Source organism: Streptomyces sp., from assembly GCF_035644915.1.
Classification (GTDB): domain Bacteria; phylum Actinomycetota; class Actinomycetes; order Streptomycetales; family Streptomycetaceae; genus Streptomyces.
Window position 1 is genome coordinate 95,568 of record NZ_DASQNP010000183.1, and the last position, 14,486, is coordinate 110,053.

Here is a 14,486-nt window from a genome sequence, read left to right on the forward strand (position 1 = left end):
CGGGCGTGCGGAGCGGCGGGCGCTCCGGGGGCTCAGGGAACAGTCGGGGCGATGCGCCGCAGCTCCTCCAGCGCCGCGGCGACGGCGGGACGCTCCCGCCCGCCGCCGCGGGTGCAGGTGAGCAGCCTGCGGCTCGGGCTGCCCGCGCAGGGGACGCGGGTGACGGGCAGGTGCGGCGGAAGCCGCACCAGGCGCGGCACGAGCGCGACCCCGAGCCGGTGCGCGACGACGGCGGCGATCGCGTCCCAGGCCAGCGCGTGGTGGGCGACGGCCGGGGTGAACCCGGCGGCGCCGCAGGCGGCGAGGGTGTGCGCGTGGCAGGTGCTGTCCGGGGGCGGGACGACCCAGTCCTCGCCGGCCGCCTCGGCGAGGTCGAGCTGCCGGCGCCGGGCGAACGGGTGGGTGTCGGGGACGACGAGGTCGAAGGGGTCGTCCAGCAGCGGCTGTTGGTCGAACCGGGTGTCACCCGGGGGAGGCGTGTCCGGGGTGGCCTCGACGACCGCGAGGTCGGCCTCCCCGTCGAAGAGCAGGTCGAAGCTCTCCAGCGGCTCCGTCTCCCGGATCCGCACGGCCAGCCGGGGATGGCGGGCGTGCAGGGCCGCCGCCAGCGGGGCGAGCAGGGCCGACACGGCGACCGGGAGGCCGCACACCCGCAGCGGCCCGGCCGGCTCGTCGCGCTGCGCGCGCAGTTCGGCCTCCGCCTGCTCCCAGCGCGCCTCGATCGCGTCGGCGTGTGCCAGCAGGCTCCGGGCGGCGGGCATGAGCCGGACCCTGCGGCCGTGCGGTTCCAGCAGGGTGACGCCCAGCTCACGTCCGAGCCGGCGGATCTGCTGGGACGCGGCCGACGGCGTGAAGCGCAGGGCCCGGGCGGCGGCGGTGACCGTGCCGTAGTGGGCCACCGCCCTCAGGACGCGGAGGCGGCGCAGATCGATCATGTGGGCAACACTTCACGGTCCGGTGGAGAGGGATGGCGTGGACATGGACGGCCTCCGGCCCCCGGGCCGGTCCGTGACGGCGGCCGGAAGGCGGCGGAAGGCGGCGGAAGGAGAGGAACGGGGAGTCGGGACGGCGAGTCGGTGCCCGCACCGCGGAGGGCCGGACGCGCGCCCGGTCCGGGTGGTCTCCGGCCGCCGGACGTCCACCGGTCCGACGGCGTGGACCCTGTGCGCCCGCGGTTCGCTCCAGGTGCGTGCCGTGGACGGGACAGGGGTCCGGATCGCCGCGTGCGGTCGTCCGGACCCCCGCGGACCGGGGACGGGCCGGCCCGCTCCATCTCCCGCTCCCCGGGCCGCTATCCGGGGGCCGCCGGGAGCGGGAGCGTCACTCGTCGCCCTCGTCGTCGGTCGGGCACTTCTTCCAGGCGAGCTGGTAGGTGGTGTTGACGGAACCGTCGGCGGAGTCCATGGCGATGAAGCTGGTGGTCTCCTTGGTGTTCGAGGTCCCGGCGTTGACCCGCAGCTCGGTGTTGATGTTGAAGTTCCGCAGTTCACCGCAGGGCGCCCAGACCAGGGCGCCGATGGGCGTCACGTCGTTCGTCTGCCAGTTGTCGTCGAACGGGCCCTTGAAGTTGTGGATGCCCTCGTTCGTCTCCTCCTGGCCCTGGAAGTAGTAGTGGGCCTTCTGTGTGGCGGTGGCGCCGTTCTCCAGGTAGGCGTAGCCGCGGTAGTCCACGCTGGCGACCGCGTAGGTGAAGCCCTGCGGGACGCGCACGGCCAGGTTGAGCTGGCAGTTCTTGCGGAAGTCGGTCGGCTTCGCCCCCACGCCCACCTGGGCGAGGTAGTTGCTGTAGGTCACGGTGAAGGCCGTGTTGTCGGGGGAGACGGCCACGGCCGCCGTGCCGAGCGGGCAGCCCGAGCCGTTGACCGTGACGACCTCGATCACCATTTTGTCGGTCGGCGCGTCCTCGAAGTAGGGCGGCGTGGCGATGACGTTGGGGGAGAACGACGAGGCGAATAACGCCGCAATCGCACCACCCACGGCAAGTGCTCCGGACATGGTTCTCCAATCGAGCGTCTGTGGGGCGCGAGGGGACAGAGAATCCCGACGCGTTTGCTGAGTGGAACTCGCCGGTTCGCGTCGCACCGCGTCGTCGGCACATGCCGATCGCTGAACACGCGCAGTGCGGTGTGGAGAGAAGAGCCGGGGGAACGGATTCCCCCGTGTTCATCGGGGCCGAGAAGCGGTCCGGAATCCCACGGGGGATTAACGGGGCGGGTCTTCACCGTCCCGGCGACGACGGTCGCCGGGAAGCGGATGCGACGGCCCGTTCTCCGGCTTTCCGTGCCTGGGACGGTCCTTTTCCCGGGTGTTCGGGGGCAGGCGGCCGAGAGCGGTGGTGCTCGGCACCGGTCATCGGCCCGGCACGTCCGGAAGACGGCGTGCCCGGAACGGGAACCGACCGTCCCCGGGGGAATTCCGCCTCCTGCCCGCGAACGGGCCGGACGCGGTCACGCGTGGACCGTGCGAATCAGCTCTCGCACTTCTTCCAGGCGATGTGGTAGACGGTGCTGACGGCGCCGTCGGTGGAGTCCATGGTCATGAAGCTGGTGGTGTCCTTGCCGGAATCGCCGCTGTCGACCCGCAGCTCGGTGTTGATGTTGAAGTTCCGCTCCACGCCGCAGGGCGCCCAGACCAGCTCGCCGACCTCGGTCTTGTCGGTGGTGTGCCAGTTGCTGTCGTACGGGCCGGAGAACCTGTGCGTCGCCGAGGCCGTCTGGGCCGAGCCCTGGAAGTAGTACTGCGCCTTCTGCAGGCCGGTGGCGCCGTTCTCCAGGTAGGCGTACCCGCGGTAGTCCACGCTGGCGATCGCGTAGGTGAAGCCGTGCGGAACGCGCACGGCCAGGTTGAGCTGGCAGTTCTTCCGGGCGTCGGTCGGCGCGGCGCCCACGCCCACCTGGGCGAGGTAGTCGCTGTAGGTCACGGTGAAGGCCGTGTTGTCGGGGGAGACGGCCACGGCCGCCGTCCCCGCCGGGCAACCCGAGCCGTTGACCGTGTTGATGCCGACCTGGATTCTCTCGGAAGGAGCCGTGGGAGCCGGCTCCAGATCGAGGGTGGGGCCGGCCAGGGCCGAGGCGAATAACGCCGCGGCCGCTCCGCCGGCGAGAAAGACTCCGGACATGATTCTCCAATCGGTCGTCATGGACGCGACGTAAGGGAGCGGTTCCGGTTCCGTCGGTCCACGGGCGTGAGATGTGCGGGTGGTGCCATCCGGGCTTCCAGAACTCCTCTGCGGGGTCGGGCGCGGCGGCGCGGCCCGGCACTCGAAGGCAGCCGCTCGGCGGGGTGCGTCCGCCGGCGCCTTGCGTCCGCCGGGCACACGTCCGGCCGGGTTGCGGCCGGAGCGGTCCACGTGCCCGCGCGGACGGGGTGCGAGTGATCGGGGCGTGCGCCTGCGGGGCGGGAGGGCGAGACGGCATCGCGCAACCAGGCGGTCGTCCCTGACCCGGCCTCCTGCCGACCCGTAGGGGTAGAGGTGGGAGCGCTCCCACAGTAAGGAGCGGCAAGCGGCCGGGCAAGGGGCCGGACAACGCCCGGTGAACACGGCCGAAAGAAAACCTCTGTGACCGTGCCACTCAATCCGACATGCGATCCGGAGTCCGTGGGAATCGTTCGCGCATGGGGCATTCTCCGGGGCGATTCCGGCTTCCGGTGCGCCGCTTCGGGCTTCCGGACCGAGGCGGGGCACCGGAGGGCCGGCGGCGGTGTCCGATACTCAGTTACCCGCGTACCGGACAATGGTGCCGGTCTTCTGCCGCCGTATCCGCCGCGGAGGCTTGCGAGCGTGAATTCCGGCCACCGGTGGGGGCGCCGGCGCCGAAGAAACCGCTGCCCGTGGGCGCCGGAACGGAAGGATGCTGTCCCCGTCCTCCGCTACCGGTCCGGCCGATCGCCGAGGCATTTGCCACCGGAATGCCTTTCGAGTCCGTGCTCCCATCGTGAAGGGGAAAGGCTTCCTTCGGGGAAAGGGGTTCCCCCGGATCGGGGGCGCGAACGTCCTTTTTTCAGGAGCCGTTGACGGGCCGTCGGCCCCGGCGGGTGAGCCGGCGGTACACCGCCCCGAGCACGGCCGCCTGGACCAGCGCGGCCACCGCCAGACCCGGTGCGAGGAGCCAGGGGCTCCCGGCGGCGAGGAACGGCAGCGACGCCGGCATGGTCAGCGCCAGCACCCACACCGCCGACAGCGAGGCGTCGGGATGCCCGGCGAGGAGGGCGTCGCCCGCGGCGAAGAGTCCGGCCGCGGCCACGAGGCCGAGGTAGCCGAGGGCCACCGGGTTTCCGTAGGCGTGCCGCGTCCAGGCGCGCACCCGGCCCGTACGAGTCATCTCCGTCCGTCCTTCCGGCCGTTGGGGCGTGTCCCCCTCCGGATGCCCCGTGCGCCGGAGCCGCACCCGGCGCGCCCCCGCCGGGCGCGCGCCCTCTCCCGGCCATGGGGTGGCGGTTTCCGGGGCACAGGGAGAGGGAGGTTCTCCGGAGCGCTTTGGAGGTGCACGTCCGATGGCCGGACCCGCCAGGCCCCTACCCTCCCTCTCGTCGCGGTGGCTCGTCCTCCCGCTGCTCCTGGTGCTCCTGGCGGCCGGAGCCCTGCTGGCCGGACAGCTCCGCCTGCTCCCGGAGCTGAAGAACCCCTTCGCCACCCGCACCGAGGACCGCACCGGCCCCGCGCTGCTGAAGTCCCTCAAGGACATGAGCCGTTACGAAGGGGCCTCCGGCACCTTCCAGGTCGTCGTCGATTTGGAGAAGGACGCCAAGTTCCTGCCGGACGCGGTGCGCGGCAGCCGGACGCTGTTCGTCGGCACGGGCAGCGTCGGCGCGTACGTGGACCTCGGCGGCCTCGACGAGGACGCCGTCACGGTCACGGACGACCGCAGGAGCGCGACGGTGCGGCTGCCGCGCGCCCGGCTGGAGAAGCCCGCCCTGGACGTCGAGCGCTCCTACGCCGTGACCAAGGAGCGCGGACTGCTCGACCGGCTCGGCGACGTCTTCTCCGACAATCCGGGCGACGAGCGCGAGGTGCACCGACTGGCCGTGCGGCGCATCGGCGAGGCGGCGAAGGAGAGCGGCCTGGCGGCGCGCGCCGAGCGGAACACCGTGGACATGCTGGAGAACCTGCTGCGCTCGCTGGGCTTCGAGCGGATCTCCGTGGAGTTCGCGGAGCCGGAGGGGCGGGACTGAGTCGAGGGCGCCCGCGTCCGCAGGCCGTCGTGGGCCGTCCCTCCGCCGTACGGCACCGGAAGGAGGGGCGTCCTTCCCCGTTCCCCGGAGCCGGCCGCCCCGCTATCGTACCGACCGGCCGGTAGGCCACGGCCGCCCGCCGGGCGGCTCCGTACGGTCCGGCGGCGCACGGTGCCGCGGCGGCCGGCGACCACCCGCCCGGAAACCGCCCGGGCCGTCTTCGAGGGAGGCCCCGATGCCGCGCGCCCTGGCCGACGGGATCGAGCTGGAGTACGACACCTTCGGCGACCCGGCCCGCCCGGCCCTGCTGCTGATCGCGGGGCTCGGCGCGCAACTGACCTCCTGGCGGCCGGAGTTCTGCCGGGCCCTCGCCGACCGGGGCTTCCACGTCATCCGCTACGACAACCGCGACTGCGGCCTGTCCGCCTCCTTCGACGGCGGTCCGCCGCCGGACATCCGGGCCATCTCGGCGGGCGACACCTCCACGGCCCCCTACCGGATCGCGGACCTGGCCCGGGACGCCGCGGGGCTGCTCGACGCCCTGGGAGTCGGAGCCGCGCACGTCGTCGGCGCCTCGATGGGCGGCATGATCGCCCAGCAGCTCGTGATCGACCACCCGGACCGGGTGCTCTCGCTGTGCTCGATCATGTCCACCACCGGTGACCGCTCGGTCGGCAGAGCCACTCCCGGGGCACTGGCCGTACTGGCGGCGCCGCAGGCCCGCAACCGGGAGGAGGCGGCGGAGCGGGCCGTGCGCGCGGCCGCCGTCATCGGCTCCCCCGCCCATCCCACCCCCGCCGGGGAACTCCGCGAACGCGCCGCGGCCGCCTACGACCGCGCCCACCGGCCGGAGGGCTTCCGGCGCCAGTACGCCGCGATCCTCGCCTCGCCCGACCGCACCCCGCGCCTGCGCGCCGTCACGGTCCCGGCGCTGGTCGTCCACGGCGCCGACGACCCCCTCGTCGACAGCAGCGGCGGCGAGGCGACGGCCGCCGCGATACCCGGCGCCGAACTGATGGTGATCCCCGGCATGGGCCACGACCTCCCCGAACCGCTCTGGCCGGTGCTGCTCGACGCCGTGGTCCGCAACGCGGCCCGCGCCGACGGCCACCGCGCCGACCGCGCCACCGTCTCCGGGCACGGCGGCTGACGCCCGCCCCGTCCGCCCGATCGCCCCCGCACCGCCCGCGGGCAGCGGCCTTGAACCCGACACCGTGCCGGGCCCCGCGTGGGGAGGCGCCGTGTCCACCATCGGAGACTCCGCCGGACACGGCCGCGTGCCGACCCGCATGCTGCGGCACCACGGCGCGATCGGGCCGCTGCGCCCCGTCCGGGCCGACCCGGTCAGCGGCCACCGCTTCCACGAGGCGGCCGGTCCGTCCGGCTCGACCGCGTCATCGCCCTGAAGGGGCTCGGCCTCACCCTCCGGCAGGTGAGGTCGGTCCCCGGCGAGGAGGTGAGCACCGGAGAACCGCGCGGGACGTTCCGGCTGCGGTGGGCGGAACCGGAGGCGGCGGTCGCGGCCGCCACCACGCGGCCGGCCCGTGCCGAGGCGAGGCTCCGGACGGCCGGGAGCGAGGGACGCACGCCCACCGACGACGTCGCGGCCAGGAGCGTTCCGCCCGTCCGGGTGGCGAGCCGGCCGTCACCGCCGACAGCTACCGGTCCGAGGCCACCGGGCCGGTCAGCGGACCGGTGTACGACGAACTGTGCCGCCGCCCGGACCGTGCGGGGGTGACCCCGGCGGGAGCGGGCACCGCCTGCCCCGAGGACGCCCCGGGGAAGGAGGGCGCACACCGCGGTGCCGCCACCGCCCGTACCGCCTCGGCGAAGGCGGCCGCCGCTGCCGCGGCGACGTCGATCCGCTCCGGGGGACGCGCCACAGCCGCCGGGCGGCGCCACGACCGCCGCCACCGCCGCGGGGGCGGTGCGCCGCGGCGTCCCCGCCAGGCGGACCACGGCTCCCGCCGCCCTCACGGCCAGGAGGGCTCGGTGCGCGGCACCACGACCAGTTCCGGCATCACACTGCCCCGCGGCACCGACAGCGCGCACATGACCGCGTCCGCCACCACGTCCGGGCTCTGCAGCTTGGAGGTGTCGGCGTCGGGGAACCGCTCCAGCACGAACGGGGTCTCCATGCCGCCCGCGATCACCCCGGTGATCCCGATGCCGAGGCAGTCGCGCTGCGCCTCCTTGAACAGCGTGTGGGTGAAGGCGCGCAGCCCGGACTTGGCCGCCGAGTAGGGGCCCGCCTCGGTCCAGGTGCGGTTCGACGCCGTCGACAGGACGTTGACGATGTGGCCGCCGCCGCGGGCCACCATGCGCCGGTAGACCTCCAGGCACAGGTACATCGGGCCCAGCAGATTGGTGGAGACCACCCGGGTGACCTCCTCGGCGGACAGGTGCTCGATCGGCTTGGAGACGTCCACGGCGGCGTTGTTGACCAGCACGTCCAGCGGCCACGACGCCTCGTCCAGCCCGCGGAAGACCGCCGCGACCGCGTCGGGGTCCCGTACGTCCAGCTCGAGGAAGCGGACGTCGGCGCCCTCTTCCTCACTCAGCCGGGCGCAGAACTTCTCGCCCGCCTCGCGCCGTACGTCCGCCACCCGCACGGCGGCCCCGGCGCGCGCCAGGCGGCGGGTGATGGAGGCGCCCAGACCGCGGACACCGCCCGTCACCAGCGCGCGTCTGCCCTCCAGGTCCGGATGTACCGAATCGCCCACGGCGTCCCTCCTCGGCTCGGCCCTCTGGCCCGGCCGGTGCCGGCCGGGCCGCGTCCGCCCGCGCCCAGCGGCACGCCTGTGGCCGCCCGCGGCGCGCGGGGCACGCCGGGCGGAGGCCTCGGGGCGGGGTCGTCGCGTAGCCGGGCTGCCCCCGCCGCGGGCGGGGAAACGGACGTCCACCCGGCCGCGGAGGGACGGCCGCCCGGCCGGCCCACGGCGGCCGGCCGGGCGGGGGACACGGGCGGGCGGAGGACGGCAGCCGGTGCCGCGGTCGTCCCGCGGTCACCTCTGTCCCTGTGCGGCGGCCTGCTCCCGCATGGCGGCGAGGTCCATGTGGAAGACCTCCCACAGGTGGCCGTCGGGGTCCTGGAAGCTGCGCCCGTACATGAAGCCCTGGTCGTCGGGCTCGTTCGCGGGCGACCCGCCGACGGCCAGGGCCTTGTCGGCCAGCTCGTCGACCTCTTCCCTGCTGTCCAGGCCCAGGGTCACGATGGCCTCGGTGCCGGCGGAGGCGTCGGCGACCTTCTTGGGGGTGAAGGTCTTGAAGAACGGCTCGGTCAGCAGCATGACGTAGCCGTCGTCGCTGATGACCATGCACGCGCCCTTGTCGTCGGTGAACTCGGGGTCGAAGGAGAGACCGAGCGCGGTGAAGAAGTCCATCGAGCGCTTCAGGTCCTTCACCGGGAGGTTGACGAAGATCTTCTTGGACATGTGAGCCCCTTCTCTGCTGAGTGGTGGTCCGTCCGGACCATCCGGCCTCCGCGGCGCCCCCGGGAGTCCGGGGACCGCCCGTCCGGGGACGTGACCCGCGGAAGCGGCCTTCGCAGGGGTGGACGGTCCGGCGGCGGAGAACTCATCGCTCCACCGCCGCCGATTCGCATCGATTTCCGCGGTGCCGCCCGTACCCGCCCCCGCGTCACCGTCGGTACCGGTGTCCGTGCGGGCGGCGATGAGTTTCGCCCGGCCGGCCGGTCCTTCCTGATGACGCCCAGGACAGGAGGCCGGCCTTGGCCGCTCACGAGGAACCGCAGACACCCCGCACCGACGGTCCCGTGCCGGGCCCGGAGACGATCACGCTCGTGCTCGCCGCCGACGCTCCGATCACCCGCGCCGACATCCCCCGGCTGTGCGAGCGCCTGCGCCGTCTGCTGTCCGCCGGCCGCGCCGGTCCGGTCGCCGCTCCGGTCACCGTGGAGATGGGCGAGTTCTCCGCCGCCGACCTGGTCACGGTCGAGGCGCTGGCCCGGCTCCAGCTCACCGCCCGGCGCCTCGGCCGCCGGCTCCGGCTGGGCCGCGCCGACGGCGAACTGCGGCGCCTGCTGACGTGGACGGGGCTGTACGAGGAGGCGTTCGCCGCGGAACCGGGAACGGGACCGCGGCGGGACCCGGCCCCGGACCGGTCAGCGGGGGTCGAGCCGCGGGGGCAGGCCGAACAGCGGGAAGAACCTGGCGGTGTCCAGGAACGAGTTGAGCCCGGTGATCCGCCCCCCTGAGACCTCGATGACCTGGAGCGCCCAGGGGGTGAAGCCCCCGTCCGGAGCGGGCCGGTACTGCCCGAACCCCTGGCAGCCGTTCACCATGACCGGGACCAGGCGTGACCCCCGGCAGCCCGAGCCGTGCCCGGTGAGCCACGCCAGGACGTCGGCGCGGCCGCGCAGCCACAGCTCGAAGGGGGGCATCGACAGCGTCGCGTCCTCGTGCAGCACCGAGGTGAGGGCGTCGAGGTCGTACGCCTCGAAGGCGCGGACGTAACGGGCCAGCAGCTCGCGCTGCTCCTCGTCCATCGCGTCCGTGCTGCCGTCGGCGGTGACGTCGGCGGCGGCGAGCGTCGCCCGTGCCCGCTGGAGCGCGCTGTTGACCGACGCGACCGAGGTGTCCAGCAGCTCGGCGACCTCGCTCGCCCGCCAGCTCAGCACCTCGCGCAGGATCAGCACCACGCGCTGCCGGGGCGGAAGGTGCTGCAGCGCCGCGACGAACGCCAGCCGCACCGACTCCCGCGCCACGGCCGTCTCGGCCGGATCGCCCCCGGCGGGCAGCACCCGGCTGTCGGGCATCGGCTCCACCCAGGTGGCCTCCGGCAGCGCCGGGCCGGGCGGCAGCTCCGCGCCCGACGGGGACGACAGGTCCATGGGCCGGGCGCGCCGCTGACTGCCCCCGAGCATGTCCAGGCACACGTTGGTGGCGATGCGGTACAGCCACGACCGCAGCGAGGACCGGCCCTCGAACCGGTCCAGGGCGCGCCAGGCCCGCACCATCGTCTCCTGTACGGCGTCCTCCGCCTCGAAGGCCGAGCCCAGCATCCGGTAGCAGTAGCCCGTCAGCTCCGACCGGTGCCGCTCCAGCCGGGACTCCGGCTCCACCGGCTCGCGCGTCGCCGCGCTCTTCGCGCTCTCCGTCGTCGCGACGTGACTCATCGAGGCCCCCTGTAGCCCTTGGCTCGCACCCGGCCGGTGCCCCGGCCGACCACTCACCAGCTAACCACCGGCCACTGACAATCGCCCCCGGAAGCGGCCCGGGGCGCGGTCAGACCTCCGTCCGCCGGGAGTCGGGGCGACGGCGGCGCCGGGAGCGGGGCAGCCGGAACCGGCGCTTGAGCTCGTACAGCACCGGATGCCGGTCGCGCTCCTCGCGGGTGTAGCGGTCGAGTTCCTCCGCCAGGCGCGTCGAGCGCTTCTCCACGTCCAGCTCGTCCAGCAGCCGGTCGGCCTCGGTCAGCAGCGCCCCCAGCAGGTGCCACTGGTCCGGGTGCTTCCTGACGCGGGCGAGCATCAGGTGCGCGGCCTTCTCGCGGCCGGCGTGGCCGGCCTCCAGTGCCTCGGCCAGCCGGTCCTCCGCCTTCTCGGAACTGCCGCTGCTGGGGCTGGTGACCAGGACGGCGAAGTTCTGCACCGCGTCGGCCAGGTGCCCGAACAGCTCCTCCAGCGCCTCGGCGACGTCCGACGGGAGCAGCGGTTCGCCCCTGCGCTCCCTGGCCAGGTCGGTCAGGGTCCGCGCCATCACCCTCGTCACGACGGTGCAGATCTCCAGGGTGTCCAGGCCGGTCCGCAGCACCACGCGGGACAGCAGGGCCTCCTTGACCCGGGGGTTGAAGCGCAGGCTCTCCTCGGCCTGCACGAGCGCGGCGTCGACCTGCGCGATGTCGTTGTCCAGCCGGCGTGCCTCGTGGAGCCGGGCGGCGGCCCGGCCCACCGGCCTGGGGGCGTCCATCGGCTCGCTCATGTGCAGCAGCAGCCGCCGCATCCGGTCGGCCAGGCCCAGCAGCGCCTCCTCGGCGGGCTGCACCCACACCGGGGGTACGAACAGGAGGTTGAACAGCAGGCCGACCGCCGCGCCGATCACGGTCTCCAGCACCCGGCTCAGCGCCAGGTCCGTCGCGTGGGACACCCCCAGCACCAGCATCGCGCTGATCGCGACCTCGGGGATGAAGTCGCCCGCCCGCACCAGATGACCGACGACGAGGGAGACCAGGATGAGCAGGCCCAGGCTCCACCAGGTCAGTCCCACCAGAGCGCTGAAGCCGACCGCGACCGTGACCCCCGCCACCACCGAGTTGACCCGGGCGATGCCGCTGGTGAGCGTGGCGTAGAGGGTGACCTGGACGACCAGCAGCGCGGTCAGCGGGGCCAGCAGCGGGGCGCGGGCGTCGGTCAGCCACAGGGCGGCGACGTAGGCGAGCGTGGCGGCGGCCGTCGAGCGGAGGGTCTGCACGACCACGGGCTCCCTGCGCCGCTTGACCAGCTCGATCACGGGTTCGGGAACTTCAGGCACACTGTGGCCCTTCCCGGCTGGAGAAGATCGACACCGGCCGTCCTTACGCCACCCACACCTCCTTCCGTGGCATTCGTCACATGCGCGCCCGGGCGGCGCGGCGGGGAGTCACTGCAGGGCCCGTACGACCGCGCCGAACGTCCCGGGCAGCCGGGAGGCCGCGGGCACCACCAGGCGGGCCGTGCCCTCCCGGCCCGCGGCCTGCACCAGGGCCGTCGTCAGCAGCCGGTGACGCCGCGACAGACGGCGCCAGGCGGCCTCGTACGCGGCGGGCCGCCCCGCGGCCAGGCAGCGCACCGCCGCCTCCGCCGACGCCAGGGCCAGCGCGACGCCCTCCCCGGTGAGCGCGTCGACGTAGCCGGCCGCGTCGCCGACCAGCAGCACCCGGCCCGCCACCCGCCGGCGCACCCGCTGCCGCAGCGGCCCGGCGCCCCGCACCGCACCGGCCGGCGGCCCGGCCAGCCGCGCGGCCAGGCCGGGGAACCGCTCCAGGTGGGCGTCGAAGCCGCAGCGCACCGGGCTGAGCACCGCGACCCCCACCAACTCCTCGCCGACCGGCGTCACATACGCCTCGCCGCGCGCCGACCAGTGCACCTCGACGAAGTCCGTCCACGGCGCGACGCGGTAGTGGCGGCGCAGCCCGTACCGCCGCGTCCCGCACCGCCGGGCCTGGAGCCCCAGCGCCCGGCGGACGGGGGAGTGGAGGCCGTCGGCGGCGATCATCCAGCGGGCCCGCCACCCCGCGGCCGACACCGCGCCGTCCTCCTGTCGCACGTCCCCGACCCGGCCGGGGACGATCCGCACCCCCAGCGCGGCGGCCCGCAGCCACAGCGCGCGGTGCAGCGCGGTACGGCGCACCCCCAGCCCGGTCCCGCCGCGGAACGCCGCCTGCACGCTGCGGGCGCCGTCCAGGTAGCGGATGCCGCGCAGTTCGCGTCCCCCGGCGGGACCGAGGTCCACGCCGAGTTCCCGCAGGGCCCGCACCCCGCTGGGCATGACGCCCTCGCCGCACGCCTTGTCCACCGGCGCCTCGCGCGGCTCGACCACCACCGTCTCCATGCCCGCCAGCGCCCCGTGGACCGCCGCCGCCAGCCCGGCCGGGCCGCCGCCGGCGACCAGCAGGTCGATCACGCCGGGGCCGCCGAGGCCAGGGCGGCGTTCTCGCACCGGACGCGGACGGCCAGCAGGGCCGCGTTCAGCACGGTGAAGACCGCGGCGGTCACCCAGGCGCCGTGCACCAGGGGCAGGGCGGCGCCCTCGGCCGCCACCGCCGCGTAGTTGGGGTGCCGCAGCCACCGGTAGGGGCCCCGGGCCACCGGGGGGAGCCCGGGGACCACGATCACCCGGGTGTTCCAGCGCGGCCCCAGCGAGCCGACGCACCACCAGCGCAGCCCCTGCGCGGCCACGACGACGGCGAGCATCGGCCCGCCCAGCGCGGGCACGAAGGGGCGCCCGGCGGCCCACACCTCCAGCGGGGCGGCGACGAGCAGCCCCGCGTGCAGCGCCACCATCGCCGGATAGTGGCCCCGGCCGTGCTCCACCCCGCCGCGGGCCGCGCTCCAGCGGGTGTTGCGCCGTGCCACCGCCAGCTCGGCGGCCCGCTCGGCCGCGACGGCGAGCACCAGTGCCGCGTACCAGACCATCTCCGCTCCCGTCCTCCGTGACCCGCCCCCGGTTCCCCCGTGCCGCCGCCCGTCGCCGCCGGTGCGGCACCTACCAGCGCAGCAGGACCAGCTCCGAGCAGAAGCCCGGTCCCATCGCGAGCAGTACGCCCGGCGCCCCGCCGCCGGCCGGGCGGCGGACGAGGGTCTCCCGCAGGACGTGCAGCACCGAGGCGGAGGAGAGGTTGCCGACCTCCGCCAGGGAGCGCCAGGTGACCTCCAGCGCGCCGTCCGGCAGGTCGAGCGCCTCGGTCACCGCCTCCAGCACCCTGGGTCCGCCCGGATGGCACACCCAGGCGGCCACGTCCCGCCGCTCCAGGCCGTGGTCGCCGATCAGCCCGTCGACGTCGTCGGCCAGGTGCTTGCGCACGACCTCCGGCACGGCGGGGTCCAGCACCACCCGGAAGCCGGAGCCGGTGACGTCCCACCCCATCACCCGTTCGGTGTCCGGGTAGAGGTGGGAGCGGGTGTCCACGACGGTCGGGCCGGAGGCGGCGGCGCGCCGGCTGCCGCACAGCACCGCGGCGGCGGCGCCGTCGCCGAACAGCCCGCTGGCCACCAGGTTCGCCGGGGAGGGGTCCCGGCGCTGGAAGGTGAGGGAGCACAGCTCGACGCAGAGCAGCACGGCGACGTGGTCCGGATGACCGGCGAGGTAGTCGTGCAGCCGGGCGATCCCGGCCGCCCCCGCGACACAGCCCAGGCCGAAGACGGGCAGCCGCCGCACGTCCGGTCGCAGGCCCAGGCGCCCGGCGAGCAGGGCGTCCACGGACGGGGTGGCGATCCCGGTCACCGAGGTGAACATCACCAGGTCCACGTCGCGCGGCGAGAGACCGGCCGCCCGCAGCGCCCCGGAGACCGCCTCGGCCCCCAGCTCCACGGCGGTGGCGACGAAGACGTCGTTCGCGGCGCCGAAGTCCCCGAGCGCCGCGTAGGCCTCCAGCGGCAGCGCCGTGTGGCGGTAGCGCACCCGCGCGCCGGTGTGGAAGCGGTCCAGCGGGCGGCGGTCGGCTCCCTCGGGCAGGCAGAGGCGGGCCACCAGGTCGGTGATCTCGCGCTGGCTGTACCGGTGCGGCGCCAGGACCGAGTGCACGGCTGCGATGCGGCTCATCGGCTTCCCGGATCGGGGGCGTGGGACACCTCCGGGATACCTCCGGGAGGTGTC

16 protein-coding genes are annotated in these 14,486 nt (G+C 74.9%); 4 read left to right on the plus strand and 12 right to left on the minus strand.

The genetic code is table 11. The annotated features are described in order from the left end of the window. Nucleotides 1-32 precede the first annotated feature (32 nt). The 4 genes from VE546_RS20455 to VE546_RS20470 all read right to left on the minus strand — a co-directional run bounded on the left by VE546_RS20455 (nucleotide 33) and on the right by VE546_RS20470 (nucleotide 4,322). Complete coding sequence (locus VE546_RS20455) at nucleotides 33-935, minus strand: LysR family transcriptional regulator (RefSeq protein WP_324924434.1); 903 nt, start codon at nucleotides 933-935, stop codon at nucleotides 33-35. Nucleotides 936-1,320: 385 nt separating this feature from the next. Next, on the minus strand, nucleotides 1,321-1,995 hold the full coding sequence (locus tag VE546_RS20460; protein WP_324924436.1) for a DUF4360 domain-containing protein: 675 nt from the start codon (nucleotides 1,993-1,995) through the stop codon (nucleotides 1,321-1,323). 472 nt (nucleotides 1,996-2,467) lie between these two features. Further along, entirely contained in the window at nucleotides 2,468-3,118 is a 651-nt protein-coding gene (locus VE546_RS20465) for a DUF4360 domain-containing protein (protein WP_324924438.1), read from the minus strand. An 883-nt stretch (nucleotides 3,119-4,001) separates the two neighbouring features. Beyond that, entirely contained in the window at nucleotides 4,002-4,322 is a 321-nt protein-coding gene (locus tag VE546_RS20470) for an SCO4225 family membrane protein (RefSeq protein WP_324924440.1), read from the minus strand. A 172-nt stretch (nucleotides 4,323-4,494) separates the two neighbouring features. Between VE546_RS20470 and VE546_RS20475 the strand changes: the two genes are divergently transcribed. From VE546_RS20475 to VE546_RS20485, 3 genes are all read left to right on the plus strand, one after another. Next, nucleotides 4,495-5,172 (plus strand): DUF4230 domain-containing protein, encoded by a 678-nt coding sequence (locus VE546_RS20475; RefSeq protein WP_324924442.1) that lies wholly within the window; start codon nucleotides 4,495-4,497, stop codon nucleotides 5,170-5,172. A 235-nt stretch (nucleotides 5,173-5,407) separates the two neighbouring features. Then, the gene (locus tag VE546_RS20480) at nucleotides 5,408-6,322 is read left to right on the plus strand and encodes an alpha/beta hydrolase (RefSeq protein WP_324924443.1); all 915 of its coding nucleotides are present in this window, start codon (nucleotides 5,408-5,410) and stop codon (nucleotides 6,320-6,322) included. A gap of 91 nt (nucleotides 6,323-6,413) precedes the next feature. Further along, nucleotides 6,414-6,578, plus strand: a complete 165-nt coding sequence (locus VE546_RS20485) for a hypothetical protein (protein ID WP_324924444.1) — start codon at nucleotides 6,414-6,416, stop codon at nucleotides 6,576-6,578. Between the two features lie 252 nt (nucleotides 6,579-6,830). Here the strand turns inward: VE546_RS20485 and VE546_RS20490 are convergent, their stop codons facing one another. From VE546_RS20490 to VE546_RS20500, 3 genes are all read right to left on the minus strand, one after another. Continuing rightward, nucleotides 6,831-7,055: a hypothetical protein gene (locus VE546_RS20490; RefSeq protein ID WP_324924446.1), complete on the minus strand. Its 225-nt coding sequence runs from the start codon at nucleotides 7,053-7,055 to the stop codon at nucleotides 6,831-6,833. A gap of 90 nt (nucleotides 7,056-7,145) precedes the next feature. After that, nucleotides 7,146-7,895: an SDR family oxidoreductase gene (locus VE546_RS20495; RefSeq protein ID WP_324924448.1), complete on the minus strand. Its 750-nt coding sequence runs from the start codon at nucleotides 7,893-7,895 to the stop codon at nucleotides 7,146-7,148. Nucleotides 7,896-8,177: 282 nt separating this feature from the next. Further along, on the minus strand, nucleotides 8,178-8,606 hold the full coding sequence (locus VE546_RS20500) for a VOC family protein (RefSeq protein ID WP_324924450.1): 429 nt from the start codon (nucleotides 8,604-8,606) through the stop codon (nucleotides 8,178-8,180). 296 nt (nucleotides 8,607-8,902) lie between these two features. Between VE546_RS20500 and VE546_RS20505 the strand changes: the two genes are divergently transcribed. Continuing rightward, nucleotides 8,903-9,388, plus strand: a complete 486-nt coding sequence (locus tag VE546_RS20505) for an STAS domain-containing protein (protein ID WP_324924452.1) — start codon at nucleotides 8,903-8,905, stop codon at nucleotides 9,386-9,388. Here VE546_RS20505 and VE546_RS20510 read toward each other — a convergent pair. From VE546_RS20510 to VE546_RS20530, 5 genes are all read right to left on the minus strand, one after another. After that, the gene (locus VE546_RS20510) at nucleotides 9,296-10,309 is read right to left on the minus strand and encodes a sigma-70 family RNA polymerase sigma factor (protein ID WP_324924454.1); all 1,014 of its coding nucleotides are present in this window, start codon (nucleotides 10,307-10,309) and stop codon (nucleotides 9,296-9,298) included. The two genes, VE546_RS20505 and VE546_RS20510, sit on opposite strands and share 93 nt — an antisense overlap. 109 nt (nucleotides 10,310-10,418) lie before the next feature. After that, entirely contained in the window at nucleotides 10,419-11,663 is a 1,245-nt protein-coding gene (locus tag VE546_RS20515; protein WP_324924456.1) for an FUSC family protein, read from the minus strand. Nucleotides 11,664-11,771: 108 nt separating this feature from the next. Next, nucleotides 11,772-12,794 (minus strand): NAD(P)/FAD-dependent oxidoreductase, encoded by a 1,023-nt coding sequence (locus VE546_RS20520; protein ID WP_324924458.1) that lies wholly within the window; start codon nucleotides 12,792-12,794, stop codon nucleotides 11,772-11,774. Then, a complete protein-coding gene (locus tag VE546_RS20525; protein WP_324924460.1) occupies nucleotides 12,791-13,306 on the minus strand; it encodes an isoprenylcysteine carboxyl methyltransferase family protein in 516 nt (171 codons plus the stop codon). Before VE546_RS20525 ends, VE546_RS20520 begins: the two co-directional genes overlap by 4 nt. 70 nt (nucleotides 13,307-13,376) lie before the next feature. Then, nucleotides 13,377-14,432, minus strand: coding sequence for a type III polyketide synthase (locus tag VE546_RS20530; RefSeq protein ID WP_324924462.1), 1,056 nt, complete (start codon nucleotides 14,430-14,432; stop codon nucleotides 13,377-13,379). Nucleotides 14,433-14,486 lie beyond the last annotated feature (54 nt).